General features: G+C 69.0%; 11 protein-coding genes. 3 read left to right on the plus strand and 8 right to left on the minus strand.

What is annotated here, in order from left to right; all coding sequences use genetic code 11:
- Positions 1-5: 5 nt before the first annotated feature.
- From AC07SQ_RS02100 to AC07SQ_RS02115, 4 genes are all read right to left on the minus strand, one after another.
- On the minus strand, positions 6-1,046 hold the full coding sequence (locus AC07SQ_RS02100; RefSeq protein ID WP_495270885.1) for a TRAP transporter substrate-binding protein: 1,041 nt from the start codon (positions 1,044-1,046) through the stop codon (positions 6-8).
- A 55-nt stretch (positions 1,047-1,101) separates the two neighbouring features.
- The gene (locus AC07SQ_RS02105) at positions 1,102-2,409 is read right to left on the minus strand and encodes a TRAP transporter large permease (RefSeq protein ID WP_095745403.1); all 1,308 of its coding nucleotides are present in this window, start codon (positions 2,407-2,409) and stop codon (positions 1,102-1,104) included.
- Positions 2,406-3,065 (minus strand): TRAP transporter small permease subunit, encoded by a 660-nt coding sequence (locus tag AC07SQ_RS02110; RefSeq protein WP_495270886.1) that lies wholly within the window; start codon positions 3,063-3,065, stop codon positions 2,406-2,408. Before AC07SQ_RS02110 ends, AC07SQ_RS02105 begins: the two co-directional genes overlap by 4 nt.
- Before the next feature lie 148 nt (positions 3,066-3,213).
- Entirely contained in the window at positions 3,214-4,041 is an 828-nt protein-coding gene (locus tag AC07SQ_RS02115; protein ID WP_495270887.1) for an IclR family transcriptional regulator, read from the minus strand.
- Between the two features lie 252 nt (positions 4,042-4,293).
- Here AC07SQ_RS02115 and AC07SQ_RS02120 point away from each other — a divergent pair, with 252 nt between their 5' ends.
- Together AC07SQ_RS02120 and AC07SQ_RS02125 are read left to right on the plus strand one after the other, a co-directional pair.
- The gene (locus AC07SQ_RS02120; RefSeq protein WP_495270888.1) at positions 4,294-7,323 is read left to right on the plus strand and encodes an ATP-binding protein; all 3,030 of its coding nucleotides are present in this window, start codon (positions 4,294-4,296) and stop codon (positions 7,321-7,323) included.
- Between the two features lie 311 nt (positions 7,324-7,634).
- On the plus strand, positions 7,635-8,342 hold the full coding sequence (locus tag AC07SQ_RS02125) for a response regulator (protein ID WP_062470253.1): 708 nt from the start codon (positions 7,635-7,637) through the stop codon (positions 8,340-8,342).
- Between the two features lie 13 nt (positions 8,343-8,355).
- On the opposite strand, the gene AC07SQ_RS02130 is transcribed toward AC07SQ_RS02125, so the two are convergent.
- The 3 genes from AC07SQ_RS02130 to AC07SQ_RS02140 all read right to left on the minus strand — a co-directional run bounded on the left by AC07SQ_RS02130 (position 8,356) and on the right by AC07SQ_RS02140 (position 9,781).
- Positions 8,356-9,033 (minus strand): LuxR C-terminal-related transcriptional regulator, encoded by a 678-nt coding sequence (locus AC07SQ_RS02130; RefSeq protein ID WP_495270889.1) that lies wholly within the window; start codon positions 9,031-9,033, stop codon positions 8,356-8,358.
- A 120-nt stretch (positions 9,034-9,153) separates the two neighbouring features.
- Positions 9,154-9,528, minus strand: a complete 375-nt coding sequence (locus tag AC07SQ_RS02135) for a helix-turn-helix domain-containing protein (protein ID WP_495276188.1) — start codon at positions 9,526-9,528, stop codon at positions 9,154-9,156.
- 100 nt (positions 9,529-9,628) lie between these two features.
- Positions 9,629-9,781, minus strand: a complete 153-nt coding sequence (locus AC07SQ_RS02140; protein ID WP_157627265.1) for a hypothetical protein — start codon at positions 9,779-9,781, stop codon at positions 9,629-9,631.
- Between the two features lie 479 nt (positions 9,782-10,260).
- On the opposite strand from AC07SQ_RS02140, the gene AC07SQ_RS02145 reads away from it, so the two are divergent.
- On the plus strand, positions 10,261-13,284 hold the full coding sequence (locus AC07SQ_RS02145) for an ATP-binding protein (protein ID WP_495270890.1): 3,024 nt from the start codon (positions 10,261-10,263) through the stop codon (positions 13,282-13,284).
- An 18-nt stretch (positions 13,285-13,302) separates the two neighbouring features.
- Here the strand turns inward: AC07SQ_RS02145 and AC07SQ_RS02150 are convergent, their stop codons facing one another.
- Positions 13,303-14,535, minus strand: a complete 1,233-nt coding sequence (locus tag AC07SQ_RS02150; RefSeq protein WP_495270891.1) for an EAL domain-containing response regulator — start codon at positions 14,533-14,535, stop codon at positions 13,303-13,305.
- Positions 14,536-14,729: the final 194 nt, after the last annotated feature.

Here is a 14,729-nt window from a genome sequence, read left to right on the forward strand (position 1 = left end):
CCGGGCTACTTGAGACCGACCACCGGGCCGACGACCTGCTTCCAGGTGGCCGAGCACTTGTCGTAGGACTTGTCGCAGAGTTCGCTCCAGATCGGCAGCGACACCGTGGTCAGCGCGTCGCGGATCATCTGCTGGTCGCCCGACTTCACCGGCACGTCCTTCATCGCGAACTTCTTGACGGTCTTGCACGGCTCCTTGCCGACATTGCAGCGCGACGCGTCGTCGAACAGTTCCTTCGAGTAGCCCCACACCTCGGTCTCGAACTTGCGGAAGGCCTCGGTGAGCTTCACCTTCTGCTCGGCGCTCAGCGCGTTCCACTTCTGCAGGTTGATCGCGTACGCGTTGAGCGCAATCTGGAAGCCGATCGGCATGAAGTGCGTGGTGACCTCGGGCCAGCCCGCCGAGTTGGCCGAGCTCGGGCCGGTGATGGCGCAGTCGGTCACGCCGCGCTCCAGCGCCTGCTGCGTCTCGCCGAAGGGAATGGTCACCGGGATGCCGCCGAGCTTCTCGATGAACTTGGCGAGCGACTGGTCGTACACGCGCACCTTCTTGCCCTTCAGGTCCGCCAGGCCGCCGATCGCCACCTTGCAGAACACCACCTGCGGGCCGAAGGGATAGATGCCCAGCAGCTTGCCGCCGTGGCGCTCCTGCAGCCGCTTGTCGAAGGCGTCACGGTAGGCATCGACCACCTTGCGCGCCACCTCGTAGTCGGTCGACAGGCCCACGATGTCGGGGCCCAGGAAGAAGGGCTCGTCGCGCGACACCTGCGCCAGGCGCAGGGTGACGATGTCGAACAGGCCCGACTTCAGCACGCGCAGGCCGTCGGCGTCTTTCACGCCCAGCACGTCCATCGGCTTGTAGTCGGCGTCGATGGGCAGGCCCGTGTTCTTCGCGAAGTTCTCGAAGAAGGGCTGCTCCTTGGTCTGCTGGATCAGCCCGGTGGCCACCAGGTTGCCGGCCACGCGCAGGCGGGCGTTGTCCGCCTGCGCCGGCAGTGCCAGCGCCAGGGTGGCCGCGATCAGCGGGAGAACGAATTTCAGTTGCATGCCTGACTCCTTGAAAGGTTGAAAGGTGATTCGAGAGCGGGAGAAAAAAGTGCCGTCACTTGCCGAACAGCAGGTTCGGCAGGTAGGTCGCGATCCAGGGGTTGTGGATCAGGATCGCGGTCATCACGACCATGGCGACGAAGAAGGGCAAGGTGCCCTGGAACACGTCGTTGATCGAGCCTTCGCCGCGCACGCCCTGGATCACGTACAGCGTCATGCCGATCGGCGGGCTGATCAGCGAGATCTCGCACATCAGCACCATGAAGACGCCGAAGAACACGGGATCGATGCCCGCGGCCTGCACGATGGGGAACACCACCGGCAGCGTGCCGACCAGCATCGGCATCGTCTCCAGCGCGATGCCCAGCACCAGGTACAGCGCTGCCAGCATCCACAGCAGCATGATGGGCGACACGTCGGCCGACTTGATGAGGCTGGCCAGCGCCTGCGGCACGCCCAGCATCGAGAGCACGAAGTTCAGGTACAGCGCCGCCACGAGGATGAGCGCCGTCATCGCGGTGAGCCGCATGGTCGAGCGGAAGCACTCGTGCAGCATCGAAACGTTCAGCTTGCGGTAGCCCGCCGCGATGGGCAGGCAGACGATCACGCCCAGCGCCGCGCTTTCGGTGACGGTGGCCCAGCCCGTGTAGATGCCGCCCATCACCACCGCGAACACGGCCAGCGGGCCCAGCAGGTGCACCGAGTGGCGCAGCTTCTCCGCGAGTGCGGTGCGGCCTTCGCGAACGCCCGCCACCGACGGCCGCCACACGCAGATCGCCAGGATCGTGAGCAGGAACAGCACCGTCATGATCGCGCCGGGCAGGATGCCGGCCATGTACAGCCGCGCCGCCGAGGTGTTGGTCATCGAGCCGTAGATGATGAAAGCCACGCCGGGCGGAATCAGGTTGCCCAGGCTGGCGCCGGCGGCGATGGTGCCCAGCACCATGCGCTGGTCGTAGTTGCGGTTCTTGAAGGCGGGCAGCGCGACGGTCGAGATGGTGGCCGCGGTGGCCACCGACGAGCCCGACACCGCCGAGAACAGCGCCGAGGCGCCGATGTTGGTGTGCAGCAGCCCGCCCGGCATGCGGTTGAGCCACTGGCCCAGCGACTGGTACATCTTGTCGGTGGCACCGCCGCGCATCAGGATCTCGCCCAGCAGGATGTACAGCGGGATCGACAGCAGCAGGTAGTCTTCGCCGGCGGCCCAGAGCTGCTCGCCGACAGCGTTGATGGCGGGCATGCCGAAGTGGATCAGCGACCCGAGCAGGCCGACGACCAGCATCGTGGTCGCGACATGGAAGCCCAGGAACATCAGGCCCAGCATGATGGCCAGGCCGGCCAGGATTTCGAGCGGCCCGATCACGAGGCGACTCCGGTGGCGTTGGTGACATTGGCGGCGGCGGCATGCGCGGTCGACGCCTGCGCCGGGGCCTTGATCTGGACCTCGGTCTCGGCCTCGATCTCTTCCTCGAGCGTCTGCGGACCGAAGCGCTCGTTGAGCTCGCCCGTGCGGCGCCGCACGAACAGGCGCAGCGCATCGAAGGCCGCCCAGGCCGCGACCAGCGCGAACATCAGGTAGCCGCCGAGCCAGATCGATTGCGGAATCCACATCGGCGTGGCGAGCGGCGTGGCGGCCGTGCTTTGCAGCTCGATGCTCTCGACCACGACGTTGTAGCCGCGCCAGAGGCACAGCACCGCCAGCGCCGCGAGGCTCACCATCGCGAGCATGTTGAGCAGCGCGCGCGTGCCGACCGAGAAGCGCGACAGCAGGAAGTCGACCCGCGTGTGGCTGCGCGTGATCAGCGTGTAGGCGAAGCCGAAGGCGCCGACGATGCCGTAGGTGTACGAGCCGATCTCGTCGATGCCCTGCAGGCTGAACGAGAACACCTTGCGGCCGAGCATTTCGACGCAGGTCATGACGGACAGCGCGATCAGCCACCAGCCGCAGGCGATCACGGTCCAGTCGCAAACCCGCGTCAGCGTTCGGCTGATGCCGTGCTGTGGAAGCAATGTTTTCATGGTTTTGTGCAAGGAGGTGCGGTTGAAGGGCAAGCCATTGGAGCGCGCGCCGCACGCGCGCAGCGGACTATCCCGCTGCGCGGGACGGTCGGAAAAACGGCTTAGGAATCAAGCACTTGGCGCGCTGCGCCAGTGGAATGCACGCGCCTCAGCGGGCGCGGCCGCCGTAGGCGGCGGTGATCTCGTCGGCGGCGGCGCGCACGGTGGCGCCCAGGTGCGGGAAGTCGGTGCTCTTGATGCGCTGCGTCGGGCCGACCAGCGAGATCGCCCCGAAGGGCTGGCCGTGCTCGTCGCGGATGGCCGCGGCAATGCAGCGCAGGCCGACGGCGTTCTGCTCGTCGTCAATCGCATGGCCCGCACGGCGCACTTCGCCCAGCGTGTCATGCAGCCGTGAGGCGCGCGCGATCGTGTTGTTGGTGAGCTTGGGCAGGCCGTAGGTGCGCAGGTACTGCAGCACGTCGTCTTCCGACATCGCCGCCAGGATCGCCTGCCCCATCGCGGTGCCATGCAGCGGCGCACGGAAGCCCGGCTTGCCGATGGCGCGCATGAGTTCGCGGCTCTCGACCTGCGTGACGAACACGATGTCGCCCAGGTCGGCAATGCCCAGGTTGATGCTCTCGCCCGTGCTGTCGCGCAGCCGGCGCATCACCGGCAGCGCCAGGTGCGCGATGCGACGGCGGCGCCCGAAGGCCGCGCCCACCGAGAAGCAGCGCACGCCCACGTACCAGAGGTTGGTCTCGCGATCGAACTGCACGAAGCGCCGCTGCTCGAGCGTGGTGAGCAGCCGGTGCGCGGTGGACGACGACAGGCCCGTGTGCGCGGCGATGTCGACCAGCCGGAAGCCTTCGTCGTCTTCAGCCAGGAGTTCGAGCAGCTGCATGGCGCGCGTGAGCGACTGCACGGTGCTGTCGTTGTCGCGGTCGATGCGGGTGACCTTGGGGGCCTTGGCGGAGGTGCGCGGCGAGCTGGCTGTCATGGCGTGCCTTGTGCAAATTGCGTGCCATCCGGCCTGCCCGTCCGGCACGCGATCTGGCCGCCGATGGTCTGCGACAAACGATCTGTCAACCACGGTGTTTGCACCAATGTCGACATTTCTTGATGCAGCGATCACCCGATGCGCCCCGCAGGCGTGCATCGCGCCCGTCCCCGCGGTGCGCCCGCACGCACGGCGGTGCCCTACCATCGCGGGCATCTTCTTCCTGCCCGCGCCGGTCACACGGCTGCCATGATGCCCAGCGATCTCCCGCGTTTCTTCGGCTTCGGCGCTTCGCGCGCCACCCCACGCGGTGTGATCAGCCTGCTGAACCGCTACCAGCGCGCGCTGCTATACGTGGGCGGCGCCGTCACCTCGCTCGTGCTGCTGGCCGCCACCGGCGTGATGCTCTCGTCGCAGGTACGCGACTACGTCGCGGAGCGACAAGCCGAGTTCAATGCGCGCAAGGCCCTGCTCCACCTCGAACTCTTCGTGCGCCAGGGCTCGGCGCGGATCAACATCTTTCACGAGGAAGGCGCCTGGGAGCGGCGCGCACGCGCGCCGCAGTCGCTGGTCGACGCCTTCGCCGCGCACGACGGCCGGCTGGTGCTGCCCAGCAACAAGGACTTCCCGCCGATGCTGCTGCTGGGCGACCTCTCGGCGCAGCGCCCGGCCGACAGCTTCGCGCAGTACCTCGGGCTGGCCGAAGAGGTCGGCTACCGCTCGGCGGCCTACACGAAGACGCTGACGCTGCACTCCAGCTACTTCTATGCGCCCGACCTGCGCTTCCTGGCCGTGGTGCCGGCCCCCGCGGCGGCCGACCTGTTCGAACGCCACGGCGCGCGCACCACCGAAGACCTGCTCCAGCGCATCGCGCCGCCCGAGCTCGGCGACCTGAGCGACCCGGCCGTCGTCGCCCGCCTGCGCGCCAGTGGCACGGCCGTGTGGCTGCCGCCGGCCGTGAGCCCCTTCACCGGCGAGACGGTGCTGCGGCTGGCGCAGCCCGGCTTCCACGACGGCAAGCCCTTCGTCGTGCTGGTGAACGACTACCCGCTGGACATCATCACCGCGCACCTGTCGAACGAGCGCCACGACGAGGCCTCGATGTTCGTGGACCCGTCGGGCCGGGTGATCGCCGAGACGCACGGCCCCAGCGGCACCGAGGGCCTGCAGGCGCGCGCGCTGCAGCTCTCGCAGCCGTCGCTGGCCGCGAACGGCGCCACGCTGCAGTACCGCGACGGTCTCTTCACGCTGCGCGCCCCGATCGCCGACGCCAACTGGACCTATCTCTACGCCTTCTCGTGGCGCACCATCGCGTCCGAGCTGGGCCAGAGGTTCGCGCTCTATGCGGGCGCCATGCTGCTGCTCATCGCCTTCGTCTGGGCCGCGCTGCTCCTGCTCGACCGCAAGGTGTTCCGGCCCGGCTATGCGCGCTCCCAGCGCATCGTGGAAAGCGAGAACCTCAACCGCACCATGGTCGCGACCACGCCCTCGGGCCTGGCGCTGCTGCGCTATCCCTCGGGCGAGGTGCTGCTGCAGAACCAGGTGATGCAGGCCTGCACCGACAACGCGCGCCCCGAAGACCCGCCCCTGCCGCAGCGCCTGCTGCGCCTGTACGACGACGCGCCCGGCGCTCCCGAATGGCTACCCGACCTGGAGCTGCCCGTGACGCTGGCCAGTGGCGAAGTCACCGAGCTGCTCGTGAGCGTGGTGCGCACCAAGTACCAGGGCAGCGACGTGCTGCTGTGCAACTTCTCCGACATCACGACGCGCAAGAACGCCGAGCGTGCGTTGGAAAGCGCGCGCGAGGCCGCGCACCAGGCCAACCATGCGAAGTCGGCCTTCCTGGCCATGATGAGCCACGAGATCCGCACGCCGCTGAACGCGATCATGGGCAACCTCGAGCTGCTGCAGCGCTCGCCGCTGTCGGCCGCGCAGAACGAGCGGCTCGGCGCCGTGACGTCGTCGTCGACCGCGCTGCTGGGCATCATCAACGACATCCTCGACTTCTCGAAGATCGAGTCGGACCAGATGCGGCTGGAGTCGATCCGCTTCGACCTCGCGGACACGGCGCGGCAGGTGATCGCGGTCTTCACGCCGCTGGCGCAGGCCAAGCGCCTGGCGCTCGATTGCGTGATCGACGACGCCCTCGCCCCGCACCACCTCGGCGACCCGACGCGCCTGCGCCAGCTGCTCATGAACCTGCTGAGCAACGCCATCAAGTTCACCGACACCGGCGACGTGCTGCTCGAGGTCTACCTGAAGGACGACGCCGACCCCGCCTCGCCGGTGGTGATCGGCGTGAGCGACACCGGCATCGGCATGACGGCGGCGCAGCAGAAGGCGCTGTTCGAGCCCTTCACGCAGGCCGACAGCAGCATCGCCCGCCGCTTCGGCGGCACCGGCCTGGGGCTGGCGCTGTGCCGCCGGCTGGCCGGGCTCATGGGCGGCGACATCCAGGTGGTGAGTTCGCCGGGCAAGGGGAGCACCTTCCTGGTCACGCTGCCCTTGCCTGCCGCTCCCGCCCTGCCCCCGCGCGCGCCCGCACCGCCGGCGGCCGGCGCCGACACGGCCGCGCCGGCGGCGCACATCCTCGTGGTGGACGACCATCCGGCCAACCGCGAGCTGGTGAAGATGCAGCTCGAGGCGCTGGGCTACACCTCCGACCAGGCCTCGGGCGGCCTGCAGGCGCTCGACCTGTTCGCCCGGCGGCGGCACGACCTCATCATCACCGACATCAACATGCCGGGCATGGACGGCTACACGCTGGCACGCGCGCTGCGCGCACAGGGCTCGCGCGTGCCCATCGTGGCGCTCACGGCCGACGTCGCGGTGCGCGAACGCGAGCGCTGCGAATCAGCGGGCATCGACACCGCGCTGATCAAGCCCATCCTGCTCGACACGCTCGAACGCACGGTGCGCCAGCTGACCCTGCGCGACCCCGACGCCGCGCCATCGGCCGGCGCCCGGCGGCAGGACATCGCGCAGGGCACCCTGCCCGCGTCGGTGCACCAGCCGCTCGTGCAGTCCCTGGCCGACACCGCGGAGGCCATCCGCGCGGCGCTGGACGCCGGCGACAGCGCCGCGCTCGGCGCCGGGCTGCATTCGCTGCGCGGCGCCTTCGCACTGATCCACGAAGCCGGGCTCGCCGCCGACTGCGTCGCCATGGAAACGCAGCTGCGCGACGCCGACCTGCCCGCGCTGGCGCAGGCCTTCGAACGCTTCGAGCCGGCGGCGCGCGCCGCGCTCGCACGCCGGGCGCCCGAGGGCGCGGCCGCGGCCTGAAGCCGCCCGGGTCCGAACCCGTTTTCGGACCCGATCCGATCCGCCGGCGCCCCCGGTCCTAGCCCCAGGCACCCCGCGTCTTACAAATTAGGACGGGTCCTATGCATTGGCGGCCCGCTATCGGATCAGGCCGCTTAACGCAGGACCGATGCCCTCCTAAAGTCCAGTCATCCCCTGCTGGCACCGCCCGAGGCACCCGCCACCGGCCCCTTTTTCAGACGTCCCCGACGCCGGGGGCCGGGCGTTCGACAGCAGCCCTTCCTGCACGCGGCGCGCGCAGGTCCGACCCCTCTGTGTTCCACAGGTCCGCCATGAAGCCATTCAATCTCCGCGTCCTGATCGCGGACGACCATCCCGCCGTTCGCATCGGCATCGAGAGCACGCTGCGCGAAAGCCAGGCGGTCACCGTCGTGGGCGCCGCGCGCGACTCCACCGAGATGATGGAGATGCTCAAGCAGCACGACTGCCAGATCCTGGTGTCCGACTACGCCATGCCCGGCGGCCTGCATGGCGACGGCATCGCGCTGTTCGCGCTGGTGCGCCAGCGCTACCCGCGGCTGAAGATCGTGGTGATGACCATGCTGGACAACCCCGGCATCATCCATTCGCTGCTGGACATCGGCGTGCCCTGCATCCTGAACAAGGCCGACTCGGTGAGCCACCTGCTGCCGGCCGTGCATGCGGCCTACGCGAGCGGACGCTACCTGTCGCCCAGCATGGCGGAGATCGCCGCGCGCACCGCGCCGCACCGCACCGACACCCAGCCGCACGCCATGCTCTCCAAGCGCGAGCTCGAGGTGGTGCGCATGTTCGTGTCGGGCCTCACGGTGACGGAAATTGCCGAGCGGCTGCACCGCAGCAAGAAGACCATCAGCACGCAGAAGGGCTCGGCCATGGCCAAGCTCGGCATCTTGCGCGACATGGACCTCGTGCGCTACGGCATGGAGACGGGGCTCATGAGCACCTCGGCGGCCCCGCCGCCGCCACCGCCGGGCCTGCCGGCGCTGCCCTGGCCCTGAGGCCACGCGCGGGTCAGCCTTGCGGCGCGCCCGTCACCGTGGCCGTCAGGCCGTTCTCGAGCGCATAACGCAGCAGGTCGACATCGCGCTCAATGCCCAGCTTTTCCATCGCCTTGGTCTTTTGCGTGCTGATGGTCTTCTTGCTGCGATGCAGCTGCTCGGCGATCTCGTTGATCGTGAGCCCCGACGCATACAACCGCACCACCTCCGACTCGCGCTGGCTCAGCACGCCCGCGGCGTTGCGGCTGCGCACCTCCCAGTCGATGGTGCGCACCACCGCGTCCATGGTCGGCGAGTAGTACGTGCCCCCGGTGCGGGCAGCGTGGATGGCGGGAATCAGGTGCGCCACCGCATCCGATTTGCTCACGATGCAGCGGATGCCGCTGGACACCAGCGAGTGCAGCACCGCCGGATTGTCGAGCATGGTCATCACCACGATCTGCGTGTCGGGAAAGCGCCGCTTCACCAGCTTGAACAACGGCACGCCGTCGCCGAACTCGCCGGCCGGCATCGCGTAGTCGGACACCAGCACGTCGCAGGGCGTGCTCTCGAGCAGCGCCATGAGCCCGGTCGAATTGGCCACCTCGCCCACCAGCGTGAGGGTCTCGACCGACGTCAACTCGTGCCGGACCCCGGCCAGCATGCCGGGATGGTCGTCGGCCAGAACGACGCGGATTTCGAAGCGGTCCATTGCCATTGTTTTTTCCCTTTCGCTTGCCGGCGTGGCCGGCGGACGAGGGTCCGGGCGCAGCGCCGGGGCATCTTACCCGCCGGTCCTGCGCGGGCGGGCCGCGTCGCGCAGGTGAAAGGCTCAGGCGGTTTCGGTGGGTGGTGGCGCCGCGGCAGCGGGCTGCGAAGCGCGCGCGCCCGAGGCCGAGAGCATGTCGCCCGGGAAGGCCTGCGCGATGGCCTGGAGCGCCGCGTGCGCGGCTTTCTTGCCGGCGTCGTCCGAGGTCCGGTAGGCGCGCAGCAGCGACACCTCCTCGCGGCTCACCGACAGGTCTTCGGTGCAGGTGGGCATGCCGGTCACGACGTACAGCACGTCGATGCCGATGACGGCCATGGTGGCCAGGTAGGCCGCGTCGGGGTGGCGCGCGCCTTTTTCGAAAGCCTCCTGCACGGACGCATCGACGCCGCCGAGCACCGCGAAGGCGGCGGCGCTCAGACCGAGCCTGGTGCGCTCCATGGACAGGCGGTGTCCGATCATCCGCATGAGCGCGCTCCCCATGAAGGGTCGAGGCCCCATCCGCCTGCGATCTTGATCAAGGCCAAATGCGACCGCCTGCTCAAAAGAAATTGTCGTTCCGGGCCGTGGCCGATGGCTTTTTTGCCAGCACCAAAGCGCCGAACAACGCGCTTCGCCGCGTGCAGCCGGTTGCCTGCATTCGCTTGCCACGCAGGAATTCCCACAATTTCTTGATCCACAAGATATTCGTCATCGACGACCCCTAAAAAATATTCAATCCAGCGCCCTTGCACAGATGCCAAAGAGGCGACAAAGGTAATTTTTCAATCCTATGTTTTCAGCCTCAAAAATCCAATCGGACCCGTCTGAAAATTGCTCGCACGGTGCTTGCCTATTGGTAGCTCATCGTGAAGGTCGCGCGGCCATTGGCGCTGCCGCTCGTCACTGTCGATTTGCAGGGCAGCCTTGCCGACCCAGCGATCTGTTCGCAGGAGATCTACTCCACCCGAATAGATGATTTATTTCTCATCGACACCTATGACTGCAAAATACAGATGGAAATTTCAGAAGCCCTCGCTCATCGGCTCAGCCGAATCCTGAAAAATAAAGGCCTGCATAGGACCAGTCCTATAAACAGAAGCACTCCTGGAATTCACGAAAATCCACGCGCAATTCGCCCTACCATTCCAGTCGATTGTTTCTAATTCGCGTCTTTTTCGCCATTTTTCCGCCATGTCTCCGCCCGCCTTCCCCGCCAGCGCCCCCCCTGCCCCGACACCCGCCCGGCAGGCCCGGGAGCTGGACCTGCTGCGCCGCTACCAGCACGCCCTGCTCTATGGCGGCGGCGCACTGCTGTCGCTGCTGATCGTGCTGGCCGCGGGCCTCGTGCTGTACAACGCCGCCGCCAATGCGCTCGCGAACCTGCGCACCACGCTGGCCGCGCACAGCGCGCAGATGCAGCTCGACATCGAGGAAAAGCAGGCGGCGATGCGCCGCGGCGTGGTGAACGCCGAACTGCTCTGGAACAGCCAGACACCGCCGGCCGCCGGCACGCTGGAGGCCTTCGTGCGCGACGGGGGCCACGTGGTCCTGCAGGCCGGGGCGCACCTGACGCCGGCCATCGCCGCGGTCGACACCGCCCGCACCCACGACCTGCATGAATTCGCGCCCTACCTTGGCATGCTCGAGATGCAGGCCTACAGCGTCACCGCCGTCGCACAGCTGCGCAATTCGCCGCTGGGCGCCTACGCCTACACCCCCGACCACCGCCTGCTCACGCTGATGCCCGCGCCCGAAGGCGGCCTGCAGGGCGCGCTGGCCCGCACCGGCCTGCCGGACACCGCCGCGCTCATCGCGCGCCTGAGCTACGACATCGGCGATCTCGCCGGCAACCCGGCGCTCGCCGACCTGTGGCGCACGCAGCGCCGCGTGGCCTGGCAGCCGCCAGCGCCCGACCTGCTGGCACCGGGGGCCTCGCCCTTCAAGCTGGTGCAGCCCGGCTTCGACGCCCAGGGCCGCCCCTTCATGGTGTTCGTGAGCAACCTGCCCTCGGGCGTGCTGCAGGACCGCCTGCGCCACACGCCGCAAGACACGGCCGCCCTGCTGGTCGACGCGCAGGGCCGGGTGCTGCTCTCGGCCGACCGCACGGGCGACGCCATCGACGGCGGCGCGCTGATGGCCACGGCGCTGGCCCACAGCCTGCGCCAAGCCGGCCCTGCGCTGCCGCGTGAAACCTACCGCGCGGGCGTGTTCAGCCTCTCGACGCCGCTGGCCGGCACCGGCTGGTGGCTGGTGTACGCCTGCTCGTGGCGCACGGTCTTCACCACGTTGAAGCCGCAGTTGCTGCGCTACGGCGGCGCCACGCTGGTGGTGCTGGGCACGCTCTGGGGCCTGCTGCTGCTCTTCAGGCGCAAGCTGCTGGAGCCCGCCTACCGCCGCTCGCAGCGGGTGTTCGAGAGCGAGCAGCTCAACCGCGCGATCATCGCCACCTCGTCGTTCGGCGTCTGCCTGATCGCGCTCGACGACGAGCGCGTGCTGCTGCAGAACACCCTGATGGAACACTACGCCGCGGCCACCGCGCCGCCCGAGCCGCTGCACCGCCAGATGGCCGCGCTCTACCGCGAACGCGCCCACGGCGGCACGCTGCACGACGCCGACATGCCGCTGGCCCTGAAGAACGGCCAGGCCTGCGAGCTGCTGCTGCAATGCACGCGCACGCGCTACCAGGGCGCGGACGCCCTGCTGTGCAGCTTTGCCGACACCACCGAGCGCAACGAACTCGACAAGAAGCGCGAAGAAGCCCGCGAGGCGGCCGAGGCGGCCAACCGCGCCAAGTCGGTGTTCATCGCCACCATGAGCCACGAGATCCGCACGCCGCTGAACGCGGTGCTGGGCAACCTCGAGCTGCTCGGCCAAGGCGCGCCGCCCGAGGTGCAGGCCCGGCGCCTGCAGTCGGTGCGCCAGGCCTCGCGCACCCTGCTCGAGATCGTCAACAACATCCTCGACCTGTCGAAGATGGAATCGGGCCACCTCAAGCTCGAGGCCACGCGCGTGGCGCTGCCCGAGCTCGTGCGCACCTGCGCGGAAATGTTCGAGCCCTCGGCGCATGCCAAGGGGCTGCGGCTCGATTGCGTCGTGCACCCGGGCCTGGCCGCCGGCTATGAAGGCGACCCAACACGCATCCGCCAGATCGTCGTGAACCTGCTGAGCAACGCGATCAAGTTCACGGCCGCGGGCGCGGTGACGCTGGAGGTCGGGCCGCTGTCGCCGGGGCAGGCCTCGCCGGTGGCGATCCGCGTGACCGACACCGGCATGGGCGTGCCGCCCGAGCAGATTCCGCAGCTGTTCGACATCTACATGCAGGCTTCGCCCTCGACCGCGCGCGAGTTCGGCGGCTCGGGGCTGGGGCTGTCGATCTGCCAGCGGCTGGCGCGCAAGATGGGCGGCACGATCACCGTGAGCAGCCAGCCCGGTGCAGGCTCGTGCTTCACGGTGACCTTGCCGCTGGTGGCGCTGGCGCCCGAAGTTGTCGCGCCATCGGACACCGGTGCTGCCAGCGCGGCCCCGCCCATGCGTCCCGTGCGCCTGCTGGTCGTGGACGACCATCCGGCCAACCGTGCCCTCATCAGCGACCAGCTCGACGCGCTTGGCGTCGCCGCCGACGTGGCGCCCGACGGCGAGGCCGCGCTGGCCCTGTTCGCCGCGCAGCGCTACGACCTCGTGCTGACCGACCTGAACATGCCCGGCATGGACGGCTACACGCTGGCCCGTCGGCTGCGCGAACGCATGCCATCGATCCCGCTCGTCGCCATCACGGCGCACCTCGAGCAGGAGGGCTACCAACAATGCTCGCTGGCGGGTTTCGCGGGGGTGCTGCTCAAGCCGGTGCTGTTGCCGGCGCTGGAGCAGGCGATCCTCAAGACGCTGGGCGCTGCTGCGCCACCACGGGTGGCCAGCGCCCCGATCGCGCCCGCGCAAGCGCCACTCGACGCGCGCCTGCACGACGCGATGGTCTCGTCGCTGGCGTCTTCCGCGCAGCAGGTCCGCGAGGCCCTGGCGACCGGCGACCGGCGCGTCATCGGCGACGAGTTGCATGCGGTGCGCGGTGCCTTCGCCATGATCGGCGAGCCGGCCATCGCCGCGATGTGCGGCCGGCTCAGCGCTTTAGTGAAGCAGGACGAGATGGCGGTGATCGCCCCCGGCTGGGCCGCGCTGCAGGCGGCCGCCGAAATGGTGTTGGCACGACGCGCGGCCTGAGCGCGCGTCGCCCGATCGTCAATCGGCGTTCCGCGGCGCCTGCGGGCGCCCCGCCGCATACCGCAGCAGCGCCGCGTACTGCACGAAGGCCGACTCGGCCATCGGCGCGGCGTGCTGCGCGCCCTGCGTGAAGTGGCACCCGAGACTGCGGGCCAACGCGAGGTCACGCTCGCCGTCGACGCCCTTCACGAGCAGCGTCGCGTGCTGTTCGCGTGCCATGGCGATCACGCTCGCCAGGATGTGGCGGGCATGCGGGTTCTCGCGCGCCTGTGCCAGCTGGCGCGCGTCGATCTGGAGCTCGCTGAACGGCACCTTGAACCAGCGGCTCAGGGTCGAGTCGCCCTGGCCGAAACGGTCGATGGCGCAGTGGAACCCGCGCAGCCGCAGGTGCGCGACCGCGCCGGCCAACACCTCGTTGCAGCGCGCGCCGCCGTCTTCGGCGATCTCCAGCACGAGCTGGTCGGCGGCGATGCCGGCGCGTTCGGCCTGCTCGGCCACGCCCTGCGCCCAAGACACCGAGGCGGCCACCGACGCGGGTACGCGCACGCCCAGGCGCAGGCCGTGGTCCTTGTGCATGTAGCCGAGCAGTTCGAAGGCGCACTCGAGCATGCGCTGCACCAACGCCTCGTGCAGGCCGACCTGTGCAATGGCGGGCAGGAAGTCGGCCGCGGGCAGCCAGGTGTCCTCGGGCCGGTACCAGCCCGGCTGCAGTTCGGCGCCACGCAGCACGCCGGTGTGCGCGCAGTGCCGGGGCTGGAAATGGGCGGCGATCTGGCGCGTGGCCAGCGCCTCGCGCAGGACCGCTTCCGTGAAGGCCGGCGTGTCGTTCGCGGATGGAAGGCTCCCGCGCCGCAGCCCGGCCCGGTGGCGCCGTTCGCGCGCCATGGCCTGCGCCGCCGATGCCATCGATACCATGGTGCGCGGCTTGGCGATGGCCGAAAGCACACGCGCGCCACGGGCCCGGGCATAGTCTTCTGCGGCCTGCAGGATGCGCGGCGGCTGGGCGCTCATGAGCACCAGCGCGGCGGGACTGCCGGCCTCGACCACCGCGTCGATCATCTGCAGGCCCGTCACCTCGGGCGTGTCGATGTCCACCACCAGCAGGTCGTGGCGCCGGTGCTGTACTGCCTCGACAAAGCCATGGCCGCTGCGCGTCACGTCCACGCGGGGAATGCCGGCGTGGCGCATGAAGGTGGCCAGCGCGAGGCCGGTGCGTTCGACCTGGTCGATCACGAGTGCGTGTCTGATCATGGCGAGCCTTGGAGGGGGAAGAGGATGTTCTGCATCTTCCCGGGGGCGGCAAAAATCCCCCATCGGCCCAGTCCGAAACTCGCGGTCGATTCCGTAGGACTTCGGCTGAACCCTGTTGCCACGCAGCAACTGTTGCCAATCCTGAGCAAGGCCGCATCTGGCGGTACGATGCGCGGAATCGAATCGACCGACAT

The sequence above is a fragment of the Variovorax sp. GW821-FHT06D12 genome (assembly GCF_059419205.1).

What these genes read in the sequence shown, in the direction of transcription:
- AC07SQ_RS02100 (WP_495270885.1), bottom strand. Translation starts at nt 1,046, where the DNA reads ATGCAACTGAAATTCGTTCTCCCGCTGATCGCGGCCACCCTGGCGCTG.
- AC07SQ_RS02110 (WP_495270886.1), bottom strand. Translation starts at nt 3,065, where the DNA reads ATGAAAACATTGCTTCCACAGCACGGCATCAGCCGAACGCTGACGCGG.
- AC07SQ_RS02115 (WP_495270887.1), bottom strand. Translation starts at nt 4,041, where the DNA reads ATGACAGCCAGCTCGCCGCGCACCTCCGCCAAGGCCCCCAAGGTCACC.
- AC07SQ_RS02120 (WP_495270888.1), top strand. Translation starts at nt 4,294, where the DNA reads ATGCCCAGCGATCTCCCGCGTTTCTTCGGCTTCGGCGCTTCGCGCGCC.
- AC07SQ_RS02125 (WP_062470253.1), top strand. Translation starts at nt 7,635, where the DNA reads ATGAAGCCATTCAATCTCCGCGTCCTGATCGCGGACGACCATCCCGCC.
- AC07SQ_RS02130 (WP_495270889.1), bottom strand. Translation starts at nt 9,033, where the DNA reads ATGGACCGCTTCGAAATCCGCGTCGTTCTGGCCGACGACCATCCCGGC.
- AC07SQ_RS02135 (WP_495276188.1), bottom strand. Translation starts at nt 9,528, where the DNA reads ATGGAGCGCACCAGGCTCGGTCTGAGCGCCGCCGCCTTCGCGGTGCTC.
- AC07SQ_RS02140 (WP_157627265.1), bottom strand. Translation starts at nt 9,781, where the DNA reads ATGACGAATATCTTGTGGATCAAGAAATTGTGGGAATTCCTGCGTGGC.
- AC07SQ_RS02145 (WP_495270890.1), top strand. Translation starts at nt 10,261, where the DNA reads ATGTCTCCGCCCGCCTTCCCCGCCAGCGCCCCCCCTGCCCCGACACCC.
- AC07SQ_RS02150 (WP_495270891.1), bottom strand. Translation starts at nt 14,535, where the DNA reads ATGATCAGACACGCACTCGTGATCGACCAGGTCGAACGCACCGGCCTC.